Origin of the sequence: Dongia sp., assembly GCF_041910485.1 — a bacterium.
Lineage (GTDB): Bacteria > Pseudomonadota > Alphaproteobacteria > Dongiales > Dongiaceae > Dongia.
Genome location: NZ_JAYRQR010000003.1, coordinates 162,856 through 181,117 on the forward strand (window position 1 = coordinate 162,856; position 18,262 = coordinate 181,117).

Here is an 18,262-nt window from a genome sequence, read left to right on the forward strand (position 1 = left end):
GATGGATTTCACCATCCTAGGGGATCATATTCGGCCTGCATTCCATCGTGGGTCATAATATTTTGAGATTGGGCCATGGTTCGAAACGTCCGGGGCTGGGAGTTAGACGACGCGGCCCGGCCCGTCATTGCCTCCGGCAACGATTATCCGCCGGATTTTGAGATCGCCCCACACCAGCACGCGCGCGGGCAGCTGTTGCATGGCGTCCCGGGGGTCATGACCGTCCGGACCGAGCACGGCGCCTGGGTGGTGCCACCGGACCAAGCGGTCTGGATCCCGCCCTATGTCGAGCATTCGGTCCGCATGATGGGCGCCGTCGAAACGCGCTGCGTATTCGTCGACCCACAGCTTGCCGAAGGTCTGCCGGAAAAATGCCAGGTGCTCGGCGTCTCGCCATTGATGCGCGCCCTCATACAGGCTGCCGTCGAATTGCCGCTCGATTATGCACTGACCGGGCGCGAGGGCGAGATCATGGCCCTGCTCCTCTCCGAACTGCGCGCCCTTCCGGCGCTGCCCCTTTCACTGCCCTTTCCGTCCGATACGCGCCTTGGTGCCCACTGCCAGGCGTTCCTTGCCAGACCCCAGGCGCATCAGACGATCGACGATTGGGCAGCCTCACTCGGCATGAGCCGGCGAACATTCACGCGCCATTTCAAGCGGGAATGTGGCATCAGCTTTGCCGCTTGGCAGAGGCAGGCCTGCCTCTTTGCCGCCATGCCGCGCCTCGCCGAGGGCGAAGCGATTACCAATGTGGCGCTCGACCTCGGTTATGACAGCCCGGCGGCCTTTACCACCATGTTCAGGAAGACGCTGGGCTTCCCACCCAGCCGCTACATGAAGGCCGCCTAGAAACCGCGCAGCGGCAGATGACTGCCCCGGCGCAGCCAATTGTCGTCCCGATAGTGGGCGGCACCGTCGATGCAATGCAGCGTATAAGCTTGCCGCGAGCGCAATGAGCGGTTGGGCGAGCTGTAATGCGGCAGCAACCCGTGCAGGACGATGAGCGATCCCTTCCGCGCCGCCAGTTCGACCACCTCGCCGTCCGGCCACGGCGTCTCGTCGAGCGTTTCCGTCGTCAGTCCCGCCGCCTTGCGCAGGAAGCGCTTCCGCAGCGGTCCTTTGTGCGCACCCGGCATGGCGAGCATCCCGCCGTTGCTGCTGTCGGCGTCTTCAAGCGCAAACCAAAAGCCGATGCAACTCATCGGCTCGGTATAGAGATAGGTTGAATCCTGATGCCACGAAACCTCGCCGCCAATGCCGGGCTGCTTGAAGATGAACATCGATTGCAGCAGCAACGGTTGCCGCAACAGCCCACCCCCAAGCGCCGCCAATTGCGGCTGCCGCGAGAATGCCGAAAAGACGGGATCAAGATCATGCATCGCATGGCCGATCTTGTTGATGGCTAGTTCCTTCGGCCGATTGAGCCTTCCAGCATCGTCGACCGCTTCTTCCTCCAGGAAGAAGCGAATGGCATCGCCAGATTCCAGAAAGTACCGATCCGCCGCATGCGCCACTGTCTTCGTCGAAAAGACCGTCCGGTGCGCATCCGCGTCGAAGCCGGCAACCAGTTCACCAGCGCGCTGCGCCAGCCGATCGCACCAATCCTCGGAAACGAAGTCTTCGATCAGGAGATAACCATGTTCGGCAAAGGACGCACTCATTTCCGGCGTCAGGCCATCGCGATCAAATCTGAAGCGCGGCAGTCTATCTTTCCTGGACGCGATCATCAAAAGCAGGACGTGCCGTGCGGCAGCGGATCGATGCCGAGATGGACGGCAACTGTCTGGCCCATGTCGGCAAAACTCTTGCGGCGGCCCAGAGAGCCTGGCGTGACGCCGGGGCCGAAAAACAGCACCGGCACGAATTCGCGCGTATGATCGGTTCCAGCTGCCGTGGGGTCGCAACCGTGATCGGCACTGATCAGCGCCAGATCGCCGGGGCGCATCGCGGCACGCAACGCCGGCAGACGTCGATCGAAAGCCTCAAGCGCCGCGGCGTAGCCCGCAACATCGCGGCGATGGCCGAACAGCGTATCGAAATCGACCAGATTGACGAAGGTGAGACTGCCCGGCGGTGCTTCGGCCAGCATATCGAGCGTCCTGTCCAGGAGGACGTCGTTGCTCTCACCTTTCAGTTTGCGGGTTACGCCGCGCTCGCCAAAGATATCCGCGATCTTGCCGACTGAAATCACGTCGCGGTTCGCCGACTTGAGGTAGTCGAGCAGCGTCGGCTCAGGTGGTGGGGTGGTGAGGTCCCGGCGATTGGCTGTACGCTTGAACGCTCCCCTCGCCTCACCGACAAAAGGACGGGCGATGACCCGCGCGATCCGCATCGGTTCCAAAAGGCGTTTTGCCAAGCGACAAAGATCAAGCAAGCGGTCACCGCCGAAATGAACTTCATGGGCGGCAATCTGGAAGACGGAATCGGCCGATGTGTAGCAGATCGGCTTCCCCGTCCGGATATGCTCTTCGCCCAAGCGATCCAGAACTTCCGTACCCGAGGCATGGCAATTGCCGAGGACCCCCGGTATTCCGCCCTGGTCGATCAAGGCCGCGATAATATCCGCTGGAAAACACGGCTCGGTGCGCGGGAAATATCCCCAATCGACCGGCACCGGGCATCCGGCCATTTCCCAATGTCCGCTCGGTGTGTCCTTGCCGGCGGAGAGTTCCGCCGCAGCCCCGAACGCACCTTCGGCCGTTCGCAGGCTAAAGCCGGCCGGCAGCGATTTGCCGGCAAGCTCGGCAGCGAGCCCAAGACCCAAAGCCTCGAGATTGGGCGTCTTCAAGGCGCCCTGGCGCAGGCCCGACCGGTCTGCATTCCCCGACGCACAAGCCTGCGCGATATGCCCAAGCGTGTTGGCAGCCTGATCCCCAAAGCGGGCCGCATCAGGTGCCGCACCGATACCGAAGGAATCCAGAACCAGTATGAAGGCGCGCTTGTTCATCGCAACTCCTCGATGACCACAGGCCCCATTCGACTCTCACCCGTGAAGCGAACGGCACGACGCACTCTTTCCATGGCGACAGAGGCCGACGCCTCATCGGCCGCGTGAACAATGGCGAGGGGCCGATCCGGGCCAACCTGATCGCCGAGCCCCGCGATGTCGGTCAGCCCGACCCTGTGGTCGATGTCGTCCTCGGGTCGGGTACGCCCGCCGCCCAAGGCAACCACGGCCATCCCCACGGCGCGCACATCCATGATGTGAATGGTACCTGCCTCTTCAGGATAACACGGCCGGACAACAGGTGCCTGGGGCAAGTATTTGTCAGCCCGTTCAACAATATCAGCGGGACCACCAAGCCCAACGACCATGCGCTGGAAATGTTCCGCCGCGCGGCCCGATTCCAAGGCGCGCTCCGCCATCCGCCGCGCCTGCTTCACATCCTCGGCACGGTTGCCGATGATCAGCAGTTCGGCGGAAAGAGCCAGGGTCACGTCCAGCAGCCTAGCGTCGCACGTGTCGCCGCGCAGGCAAGCGATTGCCTCCCGCATCTCAAGAGCGTTGCCGGCGGTATGGCCGAGCACCTGGTTCATATCCGTGATGAGCGCGCTGGTCTTGACGCCGGCACCGTTGGCAACGCGAACGATGGAGTCCGCCAGTTCGCGCGCCATCTTGAGTTCCGCCGCAAACGCACCCGATCCGGTCTTCACGTCCATGACCAAACCGTTGAGGCCAGCCGCCAACTTCTTCGATAGAATGGATGCCGTTATCAGCGGCACGGATTCGACCGTCGCCGTGACGTCGCGAATGGCATAGAAGCGGCGGTCCGCCGGCGCCAGATCCGCCGTCTGACCGATGATGGCGCAACCGGCGTTCTTGACGACCTTACGGAAGGTCTCAAGATCAGGCGCCGTCCGATAGCCGGGAATGGAATCGAACTTGTCGAGCGTCCCGCCGGTATGGCCGAGCCCTCGACCCGAGATCATTGGCACATATCCGCCACAGGCGGCAACGATTGGCCCAAGGATGAGAGAGACCTTGTCCCCGACACCACCTGTCGAGTGCTTGTCGAGGATCGGCCCGTCCAGCTTCAGTGGTGACCAGTCCAGGACCACGCCCGATTGCATCATCGCCCGCGTCAGTGCCACCCGTTCTGTCATATCCATGCCGCGGAAGAAGACAGCCATCGCAAAGGCCGCCACCTGCCCCTCGCTGACGGCGCCCGAGCTCAATCCGGATACGAAGAATTCGATTTCGCCCGGCGTGAGCCGCTGCGCATCGCGCTTCTTCCGAATGATTTCCTGCGGAAGCAGCATCAGAGTTGAACCAGATAGGCGAGCAGAAGCTGGGTCAGTTTGCGCGAAGCAGTTTCCATTTGCGCCATCGTATGTTCATGACTGAGGCTTTCATGGCTCATGCCGGCACCCATATTGGTGATGGCGCTCACGGCCAGGGCCTTCATGCCGAAATAACGTGCCAGGATGACGTCCGGCACGGTCGACATGCCGACAGCGTCGATGCCCATCTTACGCAACATCCCGATTTCGGCCGGTGTCTCGAACTGCGGTCCGGCCAACCAAGCGTAAACGCCTTCCTCAAGCTTGATCTTCATCTTGGCGGCAACCTTGCGCAAATGTGCGCGCATCTCCGGATCGTAGGCATCGACCATGTCCACGAAGCGACCATTCCCGGAAAGGCCAAGAAGCGGCGATTGCTGAATGAAGTTGACGTGGTCCCTGATCAGCATGAGCCCACCGGGCTTTACTGCCGGCTTCAGACTTCCTGCCGCATTGGTCACGATCAAACGCTCGCAACCCAGCAAGCGCAATGTCTCGATCGGCACCCGCATACCCGTGGGATTGCCGTGCTCATAATAGTGGATGCGACCCTGCAAAACAGCGACTGGCGTTTCGCCGACATACCCCAGGACCAACCGGCCCGCGTGTCCGGCAACACCGGATACTTCAAAGCCCGGCAAGTCCTTATAAGGGATAGCAACGGCATCATGGATCTGATCTGCAAATCCGCCCATGCCGGAGCCGAGGATCATGCCGACCTCGGCGCGAAATCCCTTCGCTTTCCGCTTTACGACTTTGACGGCTGCGGCGCTCATGACAGATGGTCCTTACCGAAAGAGGCCGGCAGCAAATCTTCGAGCGTGAAGGTCTTGCGCACACCTTCTGGCCCGCAGATGTAGACAGGTGTATCGGCATTAGCGAACTCGGCAATACGCTGGCGGCATCCACCGCACGGCGTCGTGAGCCCCTCTCCTTCGCCAATGACGGCGATTTCCTTGATGCGCTGTCCTCCCGCTGTCACCATGCTGCCGATGGCTGATGTCTCGGCACACCAGCCCTCTGGAAACGAGGCGTTTTCAACATTGCACCCAGCATAAATGGCACCATCATTGGCGAGAACAGCCGCGCCGACACGATATTTCGAATAGGGGGCATGAGCATGCGCCAAAGCGCGGCGCGCCGCTTCTAACAATCTGGAATCCATCGTTCATCGCTCCTTGATATAGGCAGTGCCCAGCGCCTTTGGCGCCACCGCGCGGCCGATGAAGCCGGCCAGCAGAATGACGGTGAACATATAGGGCAATGCCTGAATAAGAGGAACCGGCACCTGGCCGATGCCTGGAAGGGCTACGCCTTGCAGCCTGATGGCGATCGCATCCAAGAACCCGAACAGCAGGCAAGCGAAGAAAGCCGGGAACGGTCGCCACTTGCCGAAGATCATCGCCGCCAGTGCGATAAATCCCCGCCCGGCCGTCATCTCTTTCTGGAAGGTCGCGTTCTGCGAGATTGAGAGAAAAGCTCCGGCCACGCCGCAAAGCGCGCCGGCTATCATGACGGCGGCATAACGCATGCGCATAACAGGGATTCCCGCCGTATCGACGACGGCCGGCGCTTCACCGGTCGCGCGCAGGCGCAAGCCAAATCTGGTGCGGTAGAGCACAAACCAAGCGACAGGGACCAGAACCAACGACAAATAAGTCAGCAGCGAATGCCCGCTGACTATATGCCGGTAGATCGAACCCAGAATGGGCAGGGAATCGACGGTGTCGACACCAGGCAGAATGATCGGCATGAAACGTTGGTCGGGTGCGAGGTCCGGCGTGTTGCCGCCTCGGCCGAACCATGCGTGCCCCAGCACCACAGTCAACCCGGCAGCTGCAATATTGATCGCCACGCCGGAAACGACCTGATCACCTCGGCTGGTGATACAGGCATAGCCATGCACAAGAGAGAGCAGCACCGCAACGATGATGGCAGAGAAAAGCGCCAGGTATGGCGACCCCGTTTCCGCAGCAATCACCGCTGCGGCAAAAGCTGCAGCCAGCATTTTTCCTTCGAGGCCAATGTCGATGATACCCGATCGCTCGGAAAAGATTCCGGCCATCGCGCAATAGATCAAGGGTGTCGCCATTCGGATCGTCGCGGCAAGCGTAGACAGGGCGATGAGGAAGAGATCATCCATGCGTTGGCGCCTCCCCTCCCGGCCGATTGGACGCAAGGTAGAGGTAAAGCCGTTCAACCCAGGGCCGGTTCATATAGGCAAGGGCGCCCGAGAACAGAATGATCAATCCCTGAATCGTAATGATCATTTCGCGCGTGATGGTCGGGATCTCAAACGCCAACTCCGCGCCGCCCTGGTATAGCGCGCCAAACAAAATGCTGGCGAGAACGATGCCAAAGGGATGATTGCGTCCCATCAAGGCCACCGCGATACCGGTGAAGCCGGCACCGGCAACGAATTCCAGCAGCAACCGATGCTGGACGCCCAATATCTCGTTGACACCAACAAAGCCGGCCAGGGCACCGGACACGGCCATCGCGATCAGGACAATCCTGGCCGGCTTGATGCCGGCATAGATCGCCGCACGCGGTGAAAGGCCTGTGGCTCTCAGTTCGTATCCCAGGCGCGATCGCCAGATGAACATCTCCACCAGCACGCAGCAGATCAGCGCCCAAATGAAAGATAGGTTGAGCGGGGTCGACGGAATGGTGATACCGAACCAGCCGAACAGGCGGGCAATCTCGGGGAGCGTTGCACTCTCTTCGAACGTTCGGCTTTGGGTCGACATCTGGCCCGGATCACGAAAGACATCGACCAGGAGATAGACCATCAACGCCGCGGCAAGAAAATTGAACATGATCGTGGTGATGACGATGTGGCTACCGCGATAGGCCTGCAAATAGCCAGGCACCATCGCCCAGGCGGCGCCAAAAACGGCCGACGCGGCAATCGCCAGTGGCAGCAGAACGACGGACGGGAGGTGATGATCAAAGGCCAAGGCAACCAGCCCAGCGCCAAGACCGCCGATAACGGCTTGGCCTTCGCCGCCGATATTGAACAGTCCGGCATGGAATGCCACCGCGACGGCAAGCCCCGTAAAGATGAAGCTGGTCGCGTAGTAAAGGGTGTAACCCCAGCCATATCCGCTGCCGAAGGCTCCGTCGATCAAGATGGCAACCGCCGAGAAAGGATTGGCGCCGATCACCCAGAGAATTAACCCCGCCACGGCCAGCGCCATGAGGATATTGAGAATCGGCAAGACGCCGATTTCGATCCAATGGGGCAACTGGCTCGGCCGACTGCTCATGGTGCGGCCTGCACTTGGCTCTCACCGGTCATCAACAGGCCGATCTCACGTTCGTCGCAGCTGCCACCTGCCAAATCACCGACAAGACGGCCTTGGTTCATGACAAGAATCCGGTCGGCCAGCGCCATGATCTCGTCCAGTTCGACGGAAACGAGGAGGATGGCGACACCGGCGTCGCGCAGCGCGATGATCTCGCGATGGATGAATTCAATCGCGCCGATATCGACGCCACGGGTCGGCTGGCCGACGAGCAGCACGCGTGGCCGGCAATTCATCTCACGCGCCAGGATCAGCTTTTGTTGATTGCCGCCGCTGAACTTCGAAGAGCCGAGCAGCGGCTGCGGCGGTCGCACATCGAAATTCTGCATCAGTCTGGCGCAACGCTCGAAAATCGCGTGCCGATCGAACAGGAAGCGACCGCCAAGGTTCGCATCACGCTGATAGCCCAGAATAGCGGATTCGGCGGCCGGAAACCCAGACACAAGGCCCAGTCGATGACGGTCCTCGGGGACATGTGCCAAACCGATGCGCCGCATGATCGCCGGATCGACCTTTTGCGTCGATGTTATCCGCGTCTCGCCGATCTGGATGGCACCGCCGGTCGGCGCCCGCATCCCGGAAAGGACTTCCAGCAATTCACTCTGGCCGTTGCCAGAAACGCCAGCTATGCCGACAATCTCGCCACCGCGCACCGAGAGATTGATATCGGCAAGGCGCGCGATGCCGCGCTCATCAACCAGGGACAGATTTTCGACCGCAAGTTCTGGGGCCCGCGGCGACGTCTTGCCCTTTTCCAGGGTCAAGCGAACCTTCCGGCCGACCATCAACTCCGCTAATTCATCTGCCGTCGTGCCGCTGGTCACGCGATCGGCGACGACCTGCCCACCGCGCATCACCGTCACATTGTCCGTGACGGCCAGCACTTCCTTCAGCTTGTGGGTAATCAGAAGGATGGTTACACCGCGCGCCTTGAGCGCGTGCAGGATACGGAAGAGCTGATCGGTTTCCTGCGGCGTGAGGACCCCGGTCGGCTCATCGAGAATGAGGATGGAACAATGGCGGAGGAGCGCCTTCAGAATCTCGACGCGCTGCTGGTCGCCGACCGACAGATCGCTGATACGCGCATCGGGATCGACGATCAGCCCGAATTCCCGGCCGAGCCGACTGAGTTCTGCGCGCACCTTGACCGCTCCAGCGCGGAGGAGCGCCCCACCCTCCGCGCCGAGCATGACGTTTTCAAGAACAGTGAAAGATTCAACCAGCATGAAATGCTGATGCACCATGCCAATGCCAGCCTCGATGGCCTTTGCCGACGTTCCTATCCTGACTTCCTGGCCAGCGACAAGGATCCGGCCGGCATCCGCCGTGTAGAAGCCATAGACAATCGACATCAAGGTCGATTTGCCGGCACCGTTCTCTCCAACAATGCCGTGAATGGTCCCCTTGGCGACACGCAGAGAGACGTCCTGATTGGCCTGAACGGTACCGAAGCGCTTGGAAATGCCAGAAAGCTCAAGCGCGGGCGGCGGCAGATGACCTGCCGCCGCCTTCTCGTCTGGCCCGGATTGGGCGATCCGCATATCCGTCAGTAGGCGCAGGTATTGTCCGCCATGTAATCGTGCACCTTGATCTTGCCGGCGATAATGTCAGCCTTGGCGGCCTCGACCTTGGCCTTCATGTCATCGGTGATCAGCGACTTGTTGTTGTCGTCAAGAGCCCACCCCACACCCTCATGAGCGAGGTCCATCACCGTGACGCCCGGCTTCCAGCTGCCATCCTTCGCGGCCTTCGCCGAATTGTAGACGGCAACATCGACGCGCTTGACCATTGAGGTCAACATGGTACCGGGATGCAGATGGTTCTGATTGCTGTCGACGCCTATGGCGAGCTTGCCCGCATCCTTGGCTGCTTGATAGACGCCGGTTCCTGTGCCACCAGCTGCAGCGAAAATCACGTCGACGCCTTGATCGAACTGGCCCTTGGCTAGTTCCGTACCCTTGGTGGGATCGTTCCACGCAGCCGGCGTCGTCCCGGTCATGTTGGCCGTCACAGCCGCATCCTTGTTGGCGAACTTGGCACCCTGCTCGTAGCCGCATTCGAAACGGCGGATGAGCGGAATATCCATGCCGCCGACGAAACCGACTTTGCCGGACTTGCTGGCCATAGCGGCCAACATGCCGACCAGGAAGGAACCTTCATGCTCGCTGAAGACGATGGACTGCACGTTCGGCAGATCCACAACCATGTCGATGATCGCGAAATGCTTGTCCGGGAATTCCTTGGCGACCTTGGTCAAGGCGTCGGCCTGACTGAAGCCGATGCCGATGATCGGATCGGCGCCCTTCTGCGCCATGCGGCGGAAGGCCTGTTCGCGCTGCGCATCGGTCTGCACTTCGAACTCGAGATACGAATCGCCCGTGTCGGCCTTGTATTTTTCGATGCCGTTGAAAGCCGCTTCATTGAATGATTTGTCGAACTTGCCACCCGCGTCATAGACAACAGCGGGTTCCGCGAAGGCCGTGCCGGCGGCAAACATGATGGCGGTTGCCGTCGCAAGGCGAAGCATCTGCTTGCTCATTTCCTGTCTCCCGAAAGTGACTTTCAGCCGTCCCAAAATTCTTGCGCGGCATGTCCTAGTAGACCAACACAGCACCGCGATTGATGGAATAATGCTGACCCTTCGGACAGGAATCAACCTCGATATGTTGATGGCCAGACTGGGGAAAGGCGGCACCGCATCTAGCTGGCTAAAGGCAGGCTGATCGTCACCTCGAACCCGCCTTCCGGGCGGTTCCGGGCAGCGACCCGGCCCCCCATGAGTTCGATATTCCGGCGCACGATGGCAAGTCCAAGCCCAAAATGCGGGCCTCCGGCCGCACCGTTGCCGTTGGGCCGGTGCGACATGTGCCTTTCGAAGATGGCCGGCAGCAGGTCGATTGGGACGCCAGGCCCCTGGTCAATCACCGCCAGCCGCGCCCGACCACCCCCCTGCTTGAGTTCCAGGCGAACGGTCGATCCTTGTGGGGCGAAACTCACCGCATTGTCGACCAAGTTCTCGATGGCCGTTTCCAAGGCCTCCTCGCTGGCCGCCACTTTGATACCGGCCTCGACGCTGGCAACGATCTTGACGTTGCTCCCATGTGCTTCGGCGAAGGCGCGCGCCACATTCTCGACCAAGGAAGAAAGCCGGATCGGTGCCGCGGGAGCATCGATCATTTCGGCGATGGCTTCGTCGATCCGCCGTGCCGATGCCACCAGATCCTCCATCCGCTCCAGCGCCCGCTCAATGGTTTCGACTGCCCGCTTGGCACGGTCATCATTGGTGTTGTTGGCGATGCGCCGGATCGGCTCGACCGCTTGGGCCATCGCCGCGATCGGCGCCTTCAGCGCATGCGCATTTTCCTCGGCGGCCTCGCGGATGGAGCGCGCCGAGGTTTCCAGCGTTGTAACCAGACTGTCGAATTCGACCGCGACCGGCTTCAGTTCCGGGACCGGGGTTGCGTTGGCAAAGCTGATCTGACGACGACCGGGAGTATGGCGAATAAGACGCGCCAGCCGCGCAAAGCGCCGAAGTCCCATCGCAACCGAAACTGCAACCGCAAGAATCAGCAAGGCCATCATCGCATAGAAGATACCGGCCCAGCGCACCTCCGGTGCCGAAGCGAAGGGGCGCGCCAGGGTCGTTCCGGCGGGATCGCTCTCGGCATAGGCGGTAATGACCGCCCAGCAACCGACTTCCGTGTGGAAGGGCGAAATGGAGGTCAAAATTTCGGCGGTGCCAGTGGGCCCGGTGAAGCTCTGGCTCAAGCTGCTGTTGCCGGCACAGCTTTCTTCGACCTTGCCGAGGATACCGGTGGCAACGAGAGCGGCTCGCTCGGCGTCTAGATAGGCCGCATCGACCGCAGGAAAGGAAGCTACGTAATAGAAACTTTTATTTTCGCCAGCGGGCCGCAGCAGCAGCTTGATGCGCAAACTGCTGGTACCAAGGCGCGCAACCCAATCAGCCGCCGCAACTGGTGCTCTAGCCCCCTCGGCACGCAACGCGAGTTCGAGCCCCTGCGCCAACAGATAGCCTTGGTTCTGCAGATTGCCGAGGAGCAGCAATTGCCTTTCCTCATCCACAGTCGCAAAGCGCGCATAGAGGATCATTGGCACGCTCAGGAAGACGAACCCCAGCAGCACCATCTTTATCAAGACCGATCCGAACAATGCGCGCAGCATCCCCTCCCCCGTGAGCCGCTCTAAGCGTCAGCTATCTTTGCTGGCGGCGCGCCAGCGATAGCCGAAGCCAGGGAAATTCTCGATTGCGTCGAAACTCGGATCGACGGCGATGAATTTCTGCCGGACGCGTTTGATGAGAGCGCGCACATTGGCGCGATAGCCATCTGGCCCTTGTCCAGCCGCGAAGTTCTCGCCGCGCAAAGCGTCGTAGATCTCACGGTAGCTGACATCACGCCCCGCACGCACCATGAGCGCAACCGACTTGAACTCGCCCAAGGTCAAGCTGACCGCACGCTCTCGCCAAGTGACGGCATGCGAACCGGCGTCAAGCATCAACGGTCCCACCTGCAACAGGCCATCGCCCGGCTCTCCCGGCGACGCAGTCGCTTCGGCAGCCTCACTGCGGCTGAGTGCGAGTTCGATACGGCGCTGCAGGATGGCGAAGCTACGTGTCTTGCCTACAAAGTCGATAGCGCCCGCCTTGAGCGCGGCTTCTTCATAGATCACGTCGTCGAGCGATGTCAGAAAGATCGCTGGGGTCATCAAGCCGGACTGGCGCAACTTCTGCAGCAATTCGAGGCCGGTGAGGCCAGGCATCTTCCAATCGAGGATCAGCAGATCGATGGTGCTTTCCGGCGCCACGGCATCGGCACTCAATGCTTCAAGCGCCACGTCCGGGGCAGAGAACTCCCGAACAGCAAATCCCGCTTCCGAAAGATTTCCGACAAGCATGGGGCGAAAGAGATCGTCGTCGTCAACGACGACTATGCGCGTCGGTTCAGCCATGTTGGCAGCCCATTCCATCATGGCGCATGACTGGCCTCCTTCAGGACCTTGTAACAGGAAGAAACCGCCGCATCATCCGCGCCTTCGGGCGAGAATTCATAGCTCAACGCACGTCGTTGATTGTCGGCCACATCTAGGAAGAAATAGACGTCGAGCGAGCAAGTTCCGGCTCTGTAAGTCCAGATCGTACCGGTACCCTCCCGGCGAACAGAGATTGGACGGCCGAGCAGCTTGGAAACCTCCGATTCGGCCTTGCTCTTGAGTTCGTCTGGATTTCCCCAGGCCGGAACAGGTTCGGGTTCGGCCGGCACGACCGAGGGTGGCGGCAATGCGGCCGATTGCGCGGAAGCACCGTCGCTCTCAAGCGGTTCTGTTGTCGGATTCTCCTCGGACGGCGGCAGACTCGCTGCTCCCTGATCGGAGATCAGTTGCTGGTGCGTATCGGCTGCGGGGGCCTGATCCGCGGGCGCTCCCGCCGCATCGTCATCAGTGAGCTTCGGCGACGCCGGCTTCCTCTTCTGGGTCTTTGGCTTGAGCTTGGGCAGAATCGGTTCCTCCGGCAGCGGCGCCTTCGCGGCCGGCTTTGCCGCCACAACCACTGGCTTCTTCACATCCTTGTCGGTGCCAGCGCAGGCCGAAAGCAGCATTACCGCGACAACTCCGTTAGCTAGATGGGAAAGAAGGCGTCGTTTCATGTCATCACTCTTGGCGTTGCCGGAACTGTCTTTTCGGCACAAAGCGGCCTGCTGATACCCAGCCAAGCCGATCACTACAAGATAGTGATCAGGCTCGAACCGTGCGGCAACACCAGAATGTGGCAGAACCGGCATTGTTGGTATCAATCGCCCGCGCTTCCCGACAATGCCCTAGAGGAAATGTCACAGAAATCACACCAGACGAAACATTGCGGAGAAGTTGGAGTTCCAGCGCCTGCACAAAAAAAGACCAACACCAGCCGGGATGTTCCGGCCGGCAGTCCTGTCGAATTTCGCGGAGAGGAATGGTGGGCGCACAAGGACTCGAACCTTGGACCCGCTGATTAAGAGTCAGCTGCTCTACCAACTGAGCTATGCGCCCGCGAACCGTTAACGTCGGTCGGCGCGGGGTATAGCAAACGCCTGATGGCCTGTCGATAGCTAAATTTAGCAATTCTCACCGGGGCTTATCTGCCGCCCAGTGAACTCAGCTTTCTTCGCGGCCGGATCGGCCGATCTTTGCATCCCGGTGGACGTAGGCGGACATCATCAACCCGAATCCGGCCAGGACCGTCATCATCGCCGTACCACCATACGAGATCAGGGGCAGTGGCACGCCGACGACCGGAATGAGCCCCATCACCATGGCGGTGTTGATGAAAAAATAGGTGAACAGGTTAAAGCTGAGGCCAAAGGCCATCATCTTCCCGAACTGGCTGCGACACCGCAGGGCGATGACGACGCCGTACAAGACCAGCATGGAATAAAGCGAGAGCAGGACAACACCCCCGACCAACCCCCATTCTTCGGCAAACATGGTGAAGATGAAGTCGGTCTGCCGCTCTGGCAGGAAGTCGAGATGGCTCTGGGTGCCTTGCAGGAAACCCTTCCCCCATACCCCACCGGAACCGAGGGCGATCTTGGATTGAATAATATGATAGCCCGCGCCACGAACGTCCGATTCCGGGTCGAGGAAGGTCAGAATACGGGCTTTCTGATAGTCGTGCAGAAGACCCGAATTCCAAGCGAAGTAAGCGCCGACGACACCCATTGCGATGATGATGGCGAATTTCCACCAGCGCACGCCAGCGGCAAAGAACATCGCACCGCCGACGATCATCAGCGTTGCCGCTGTACCAAGGTCGGGCTGCTTCATGACGAGGCCCGCCGGCGCCACTGCCAGCAATGTGGGCGGGATGAGAACCCAAGGCTTGCCGACCGCCTCCCAATCCACACCGTGAAAATAGCGTGCGAGGCTGAGGACCATCGCGACCTTCATCATTTCCGATGGCTGCAACTGCATGAAGCCTAGGTTGATCCAACGCTGTGCACCCATGCCGATCTCGCCGAGGAATTCGACATAGACAAGAAGCACAAAGGCCACGCCATAGAACAAATAGGCAAAGCGCATGTAATAGCGCAGATCGATGAGGCCAAGGATCAGCATGCCAGCTAGGCCCAGCGCAAAGCGCTTGATCTGCGCATCCATCCAAGGCTCGGCACTGCCATGAGCAGCCGAATAGAGCATCGCAAAACCGATCGAGGCGACCGCAGTCACCAGAAGCACCAAGCTCCAATTCAACTGCAGAAGCTTCTCGCCGAGCGAGATCTTCTTCTGCTTGTTGCCCATCGGTGTCATGGCGAACATGTCAGGGCATCTCCCGACGGCCACCTTCGTCATTCGGATTGCGCCGCGCCGGATCGCGCCGCTGGCACTCAATCAGAATGTCGCGCGCAATCGGAGCAGCGTAAGTCGAACCGCCGCCGCCATGCTCAATGACGACGGAAATGGCATAGCGTGGCTGATGAACAGGGGCGAATGCGACGAAGAGCGCATGGTCGCGCTGCGGCCAGGGGAGGTCTTCGTTCTTGCGAACGCCGGTTGCGCGTTCAGACATGGTGATGCGACGCACCTGGCTGGTCCCGGTCTTGCCAGCCATTTCCATACCCGGAATATCGATACGTCGCCGGTAGGCCGTGCCACGCTGGTCGTTGGTGACGAGATCCATGCCACGGCGAATCATGGCAAGATGCTCCGGCTTCACATCCATCTTGGGCGCCGCCTCGGCTTCAAGGGACGCATTTACAATGGTCGGTGACGGTGCAGGTCCGGCGCCCCCAACCGACCCGAATCGCTTGAAGAGTCGCGGCTGAACGGCATAGCCGCCATTGGCGACGCGGGCCGTCATCAGGCAGAGTTGCAGAGGCGTCGCCTGGATGAAGCCCTGGCCGATCCCCGCCACCAGCGTTTCACCCGGGTACCATTTCTCACCGAGCGTGCTGATCTTCCATTGCTGATCGGGAATGACTCCCGGGTTCTCGCCAGGAAGATCGACACCGGTCGGTCGACCCAGGCCGAACTTTCGGGCCATCTCGGCGATCGCATCGATCCCGACGCGCTTGGCCACGTCGTAATAATAGACGTCGCAGGAATGTTTGAGGGCATCGGCCATGGCCACATGCCCATGCCCCTCTTTCTTCCAGCAATGCAACCGCATGGGCCCGAACGTATAGAAGCCGGGACAGAAGACGCTGAAATTGGGGCTAATGCCAGCGGCCTGGGCCGCCATGGTGGTGATGATCTTGAAGGTCGAGCCCGGCGCATAACCATCAGACACCGTCTTGTTGGTCAGCGGCCGGAACATGTCGGCATTCAAAGTCCGCCATTCGTCCCCGGAAATGCCGCGGTAGAAGGATGCCGGATCGAAAGTCGGCGTAGAGGCCATGGCGAGAATCTCGCCCGTGAAGATATCCATGACCACGGTCGAGCAGGATTGCTCTGCGGCAATACGCTGCTGCGCAAATTCCTGCAGGCCGATATCGATCGTTGTCACAAGATCAGCGCCGGGCTTTCCTTCGACGCGCGACAGCTGTCGGATGATGCGGCCGACTGAATTGACCTCGATCTCGCTCTTGCCGGCCGAACCGCGCAAAGACTTGTCATAGGTCTTCTCCAGCCCGTTGCGGCCGATGCGGAAGCCCGGCAGCGTCAGAAGCGGATCCGGGTCGGCAGCGACCTCGGATTCAGAAGCGGTCTGCACATAGCCGAGAATATGTGCCGTGAGGCCAGCAAAGGGATAATAGCGCTTCTGGTCCTCTTCAATGGAGATGCCTGGGAGATCCGGCAGATTGAGTTCAACTTGGCTCATCTGCTCCCAGGACAGGTCTTCCTTGACCGGGATCGGCGTGAAAGCGCGATTGCGCTTCAACTCGCGCATGACCTTGGCGCGCTCACGTTCGGTAAGCGGCACCAGACGAGCAAAATCCCCCAGCGTCTGCTCCAGATCCTTCGTCTGCTCGGCAACCAGGATGGCGCGGTAGTTCGGAAAATTCGCCGCGATCGGAACACCGAACCGATCCAGAATCAGCCCGCGGGAGGGCGGCAGTAATCGCAGGTTGATCCGGTTTTCGTCAGCTAGCAGGCGGTATTTCTCAGACTCTATGACCTGCAGATAGTAGAGGCGCGCGATCAGCGATCCGACCAAGCCCGCCTGCATGCCGCCAATGATCATGGCGCGCCGCGAGAAGACCTTTGCCTGATTCTGAACCTGCTGCTTGTTCCCTGCCATGATGCGCCTCAATCAGTCGGCAGCAGCCGACGCTCGATCCAGGCGAAGACGTAGGCGAGCAGCGGATAGCAAATGAATTCGAGCAGGAAGAGATCGAACGCCTGCGCGGGATTGACCAGCGTTTCCTGCAGAAATGAAACCAGAAGCCACGTCAGCAAGGTAGAACCTGCCGCCGCCAGCCCAAACACCGCCCAGATCAAGAAGAACGGCATGCCGTTCAGTGCCTTGCGTTGCCACAGAGCGACTCCATGCACGAGCAGCAGGACCAGGAGCCCCACGCCGAACGGCGCCAGCATCAGAAAATCATGAATGAGACCGATCGACAGCACGCCCCACATGCTCATCAGACCCGGTTGGTGCACAGTCCAGAAGAAGACAGATATGAGGACAAGGGCCGAAGCAATCATACCCAAACGCGGCAAGTGCCAGGACAACAAAGCCGCGAACAGGAGGATGATGGTAAGGCCAACCGGAAGTGCCGCGCGCCACGCGATATCCGCTTGTTGGCCAAAACTGGGCCTGATCACTCGGTCGCCTCGGTCGAGGAGGATTGCGGCTTATTGCTCGGGCTCAGCGATTTCGTCGAATCGACGCCGAAATCCTGCATCAGTATGCCCGGCAAGCTGTAGTCGATCAGGCGGATATGCTCCAGGCGGCTGAAGTCGACAAAAGGTTGAACCTGGACATGGCCATCCTTTGTCGCGACGACTTCACCGACAGGTAATCCAGCCGGGAACACCCCCCCTTGACCAGACGTTACGATCCGGTCGCCGACCTTCACGTCGCTGTCGCGCGACAGATAGAGCAGTTCTGGCAAATCGGAATTGCGCCCGGCCAGCACGGCCTGATCGCGGCTACGTTCTGCTACAACTGGGACGCGCGCATTGATGTCGGTGATCAGCAGTATGCGCGCCGATCGATCGCCGACCTCGAGAACGCGACCAGCCAAACCGGCACCTGTCACAGCTGCCTGCCCCCTGGCAACGCCTGCCTTCGTACCGCCCAGGACGATCAGGGAACGGACGAAACTCGACGAGGCGTCGGCAACGACGCTGGCGGTGACAAAACTCACTTTCGGGCCGGCCTGGAAATTGAGGAGGTCGCGCAGGCTGGCATTTTCCGCCTGCAGCTCACGCGCAACGCGCTGCCACTCCATCAAGGTGTCATTCTGACGCTTCAGGGCCTCGTTTTCAGCCTTGAGCGCGAAATAATCCTGGACGTCATTTGCCGTTTCACGCGCGGCGTCGATAGGCCGCGAGACAGCACTGATAACCGGCGCGGTGATATCGGTGACCATCATACGAAGCCGGCTGACCAAGACTGAATCCGGCTTGCCGATCAACATCAGACCGAAGGCGAAGGCGACGAGAAGAACAAAAGTGAACCTATGGGTCCAGGAGCGGGTCGCAGTTGCGGCCCCGATCGATCCCATACGCTTGTT

The 18,262-nt window shown here is 60.4% G+C and carries 17 protein-coding genes and 1 tRNA gene; 1 reads left to right on the top strand and 17 read right to left on the bottom strand.

Going from position 1 to position 18,262, the window contains the following annotated elements; all coding sequences use genetic code 11:
* Positions 1 to 75 precede the first annotated feature (75 nt).
* Positions 76 to 849 (top strand): helix-turn-helix domain-containing protein, encoded by a 774-nt coding sequence (locus ACE3PP_RS00855; protein WP_374377278.1) that lies wholly within the window; start codon positions 76 to 78, stop codon positions 847 to 849.
* Here ACE3PP_RS00855 and ACE3PP_RS00860 read toward each other — a convergent pair.
* From ACE3PP_RS00860 to mreC, 17 genes are all read right to left on the bottom strand, one after another.
* Complete coding sequence (locus tag ACE3PP_RS00860) at positions 846 to 1,661, bottom strand: phytanoyl-CoA dioxygenase family protein (RefSeq protein ID WP_374377279.1); 816 nt, start codon at positions 1,659 to 1,661, stop codon at positions 846 to 848. The genes ACE3PP_RS00855 and ACE3PP_RS00860 overlap by 4 nt on opposite strands.
* A gap of 65 nt (positions 1,662 to 1,726) precedes the next feature.
* Entirely contained in the window at positions 1,727 to 2,947 is a 1,221-nt protein-coding gene (locus ACE3PP_RS00865; RefSeq protein ID WP_374377280.1) for a phosphopentomutase, read from the bottom strand.
* The gene (gene deoA / locus ACE3PP_RS00870) at positions 2,944 to 4,260 is read right to left on the bottom strand and encodes a thymidine phosphorylase (protein ID WP_374377281.1); all 1,317 of its coding nucleotides are present in this window, start codon (positions 4,258 to 4,260) and stop codon (positions 2,944 to 2,946) included. The genes ACE3PP_RS00865 and deoA overlap by 4 nt, the downstream gene beginning before the upstream one ends.
* Positions 4,260 to 5,057, bottom strand: a complete 798-nt coding sequence (locus ACE3PP_RS00875) for a purine-nucleoside phosphorylase (RefSeq protein ID WP_374377282.1) — start codon at positions 5,055 to 5,057, stop codon at positions 4,260 to 4,262. Before ACE3PP_RS00875 ends, deoA begins: the two co-directional genes overlap by 1 nt.
* The gene (cdd, locus tag ACE3PP_RS00880) at positions 5,054 to 5,446 is read right to left on the bottom strand and encodes a cytidine deaminase (protein ID WP_374377283.1); all 393 of its coding nucleotides are present in this window, start codon (positions 5,444 to 5,446) and stop codon (positions 5,054 to 5,056) included. Before cdd ends, ACE3PP_RS00875 begins: the two co-directional genes overlap by 4 nt.
* A 3-nt stretch (positions 5,447 to 5,449) precedes the next feature.
* Positions 5,450 to 6,424 (bottom strand): ABC transporter permease, encoded by a 975-nt coding sequence (locus tag ACE3PP_RS00885; protein WP_374377284.1) that lies wholly within the window; start codon positions 6,422 to 6,424, stop codon positions 5,450 to 5,452.
* Positions 6,417 to 7,550, bottom strand: a complete 1,134-nt coding sequence (locus tag ACE3PP_RS00890) for an ABC transporter permease (protein ID WP_374377285.1) — start codon at positions 7,548 to 7,550, stop codon at positions 6,417 to 6,419. Before ACE3PP_RS00890 ends, ACE3PP_RS00885 begins: the two co-directional genes overlap by 8 nt.
* Positions 7,547 to 9,130, bottom strand: coding sequence for an ABC transporter ATP-binding protein (locus ACE3PP_RS00895; protein WP_374377286.1), 1,584 nt, complete (start codon positions 9,128 to 9,130; stop codon positions 7,547 to 7,549). The genes ACE3PP_RS00890 and ACE3PP_RS00895 overlap by 4 nt, the downstream gene beginning before the upstream one ends.
* A 5-nt stretch (positions 9,131 to 9,135) precedes the next feature.
* Positions 9,136 to 10,128, bottom strand: coding sequence for a BMP family protein (locus tag ACE3PP_RS00900; RefSeq protein ID WP_374377287.1), 993 nt, complete (start codon positions 10,126 to 10,128; stop codon positions 9,136 to 9,138).
* Between the two features lie 161 nt (positions 10,129 to 10,289).
* Positions 10,290 to 11,771, bottom strand: a complete 1,482-nt coding sequence (locus tag ACE3PP_RS00905) for a sensor histidine kinase (RefSeq protein ID WP_374377288.1) — start codon at positions 11,769 to 11,771, stop codon at positions 10,290 to 10,292.
* A gap of 27 nt (positions 11,772 to 11,798) precedes the next feature.
* The gene (locus tag ACE3PP_RS00910) at positions 11,799 to 12,557 is read right to left on the bottom strand and encodes a response regulator transcription factor (RefSeq protein ID WP_374377289.1); all 759 of its coding nucleotides are present in this window, start codon (positions 12,555 to 12,557) and stop codon (positions 11,799 to 11,801) included.
* A gap of 17 nt (positions 12,558 to 12,574) precedes the next feature.
* Positions 12,575 to 13,387, bottom strand: coding sequence for a hypothetical protein (locus ACE3PP_RS00915; protein ID WP_374377290.1), 813 nt, complete (start codon positions 13,385 to 13,387; stop codon positions 12,575 to 12,577).
* A 171-nt stretch (positions 13,388 to 13,558) separates the two neighbouring features.
* Positions 13,559 to 13,634: transfer RNA gene (locus ACE3PP_RS00920), tRNA-Lys, on the bottom strand.
* A gap of 105 nt (positions 13,635 to 13,739) precedes the next feature.
* On the bottom strand, positions 13,740 to 14,900 hold the full coding sequence (gene rodA, locus ACE3PP_RS00925; RefSeq protein WP_374377291.1) for a rod shape-determining protein RodA: 1,161 nt from the start codon (positions 14,898 to 14,900) through the stop codon (positions 13,740 to 13,742).
* Between the two features lies 1 nt (position 14,901).
* Complete coding sequence (gene mrdA / locus ACE3PP_RS00930) at positions 14,902 to 16,821, bottom strand: penicillin-binding protein 2 (protein WP_374377292.1); 1,920 nt, start codon at positions 16,819 to 16,821, stop codon at positions 14,902 to 14,904.
* An 8-nt stretch (positions 16,822 to 16,829) separates the two neighbouring features.
* Positions 16,830 to 17,348, bottom strand: coding sequence for a hypothetical protein (locus ACE3PP_RS00935; RefSeq protein WP_374377293.1), 519 nt, complete (start codon positions 17,346 to 17,348; stop codon positions 16,830 to 16,832).
* Entirely contained in the window at positions 17,345 to 18,253 is a 909-nt protein-coding gene (gene mreC / locus ACE3PP_RS00940) for a rod shape-determining protein MreC (RefSeq protein ID WP_374377348.1), read from the bottom strand. Before mreC ends, ACE3PP_RS00935 begins: the two co-directional genes overlap by 4 nt.
* Between the last annotated feature and the right edge of the window lie 9 nt (positions 18,254 to 18,262).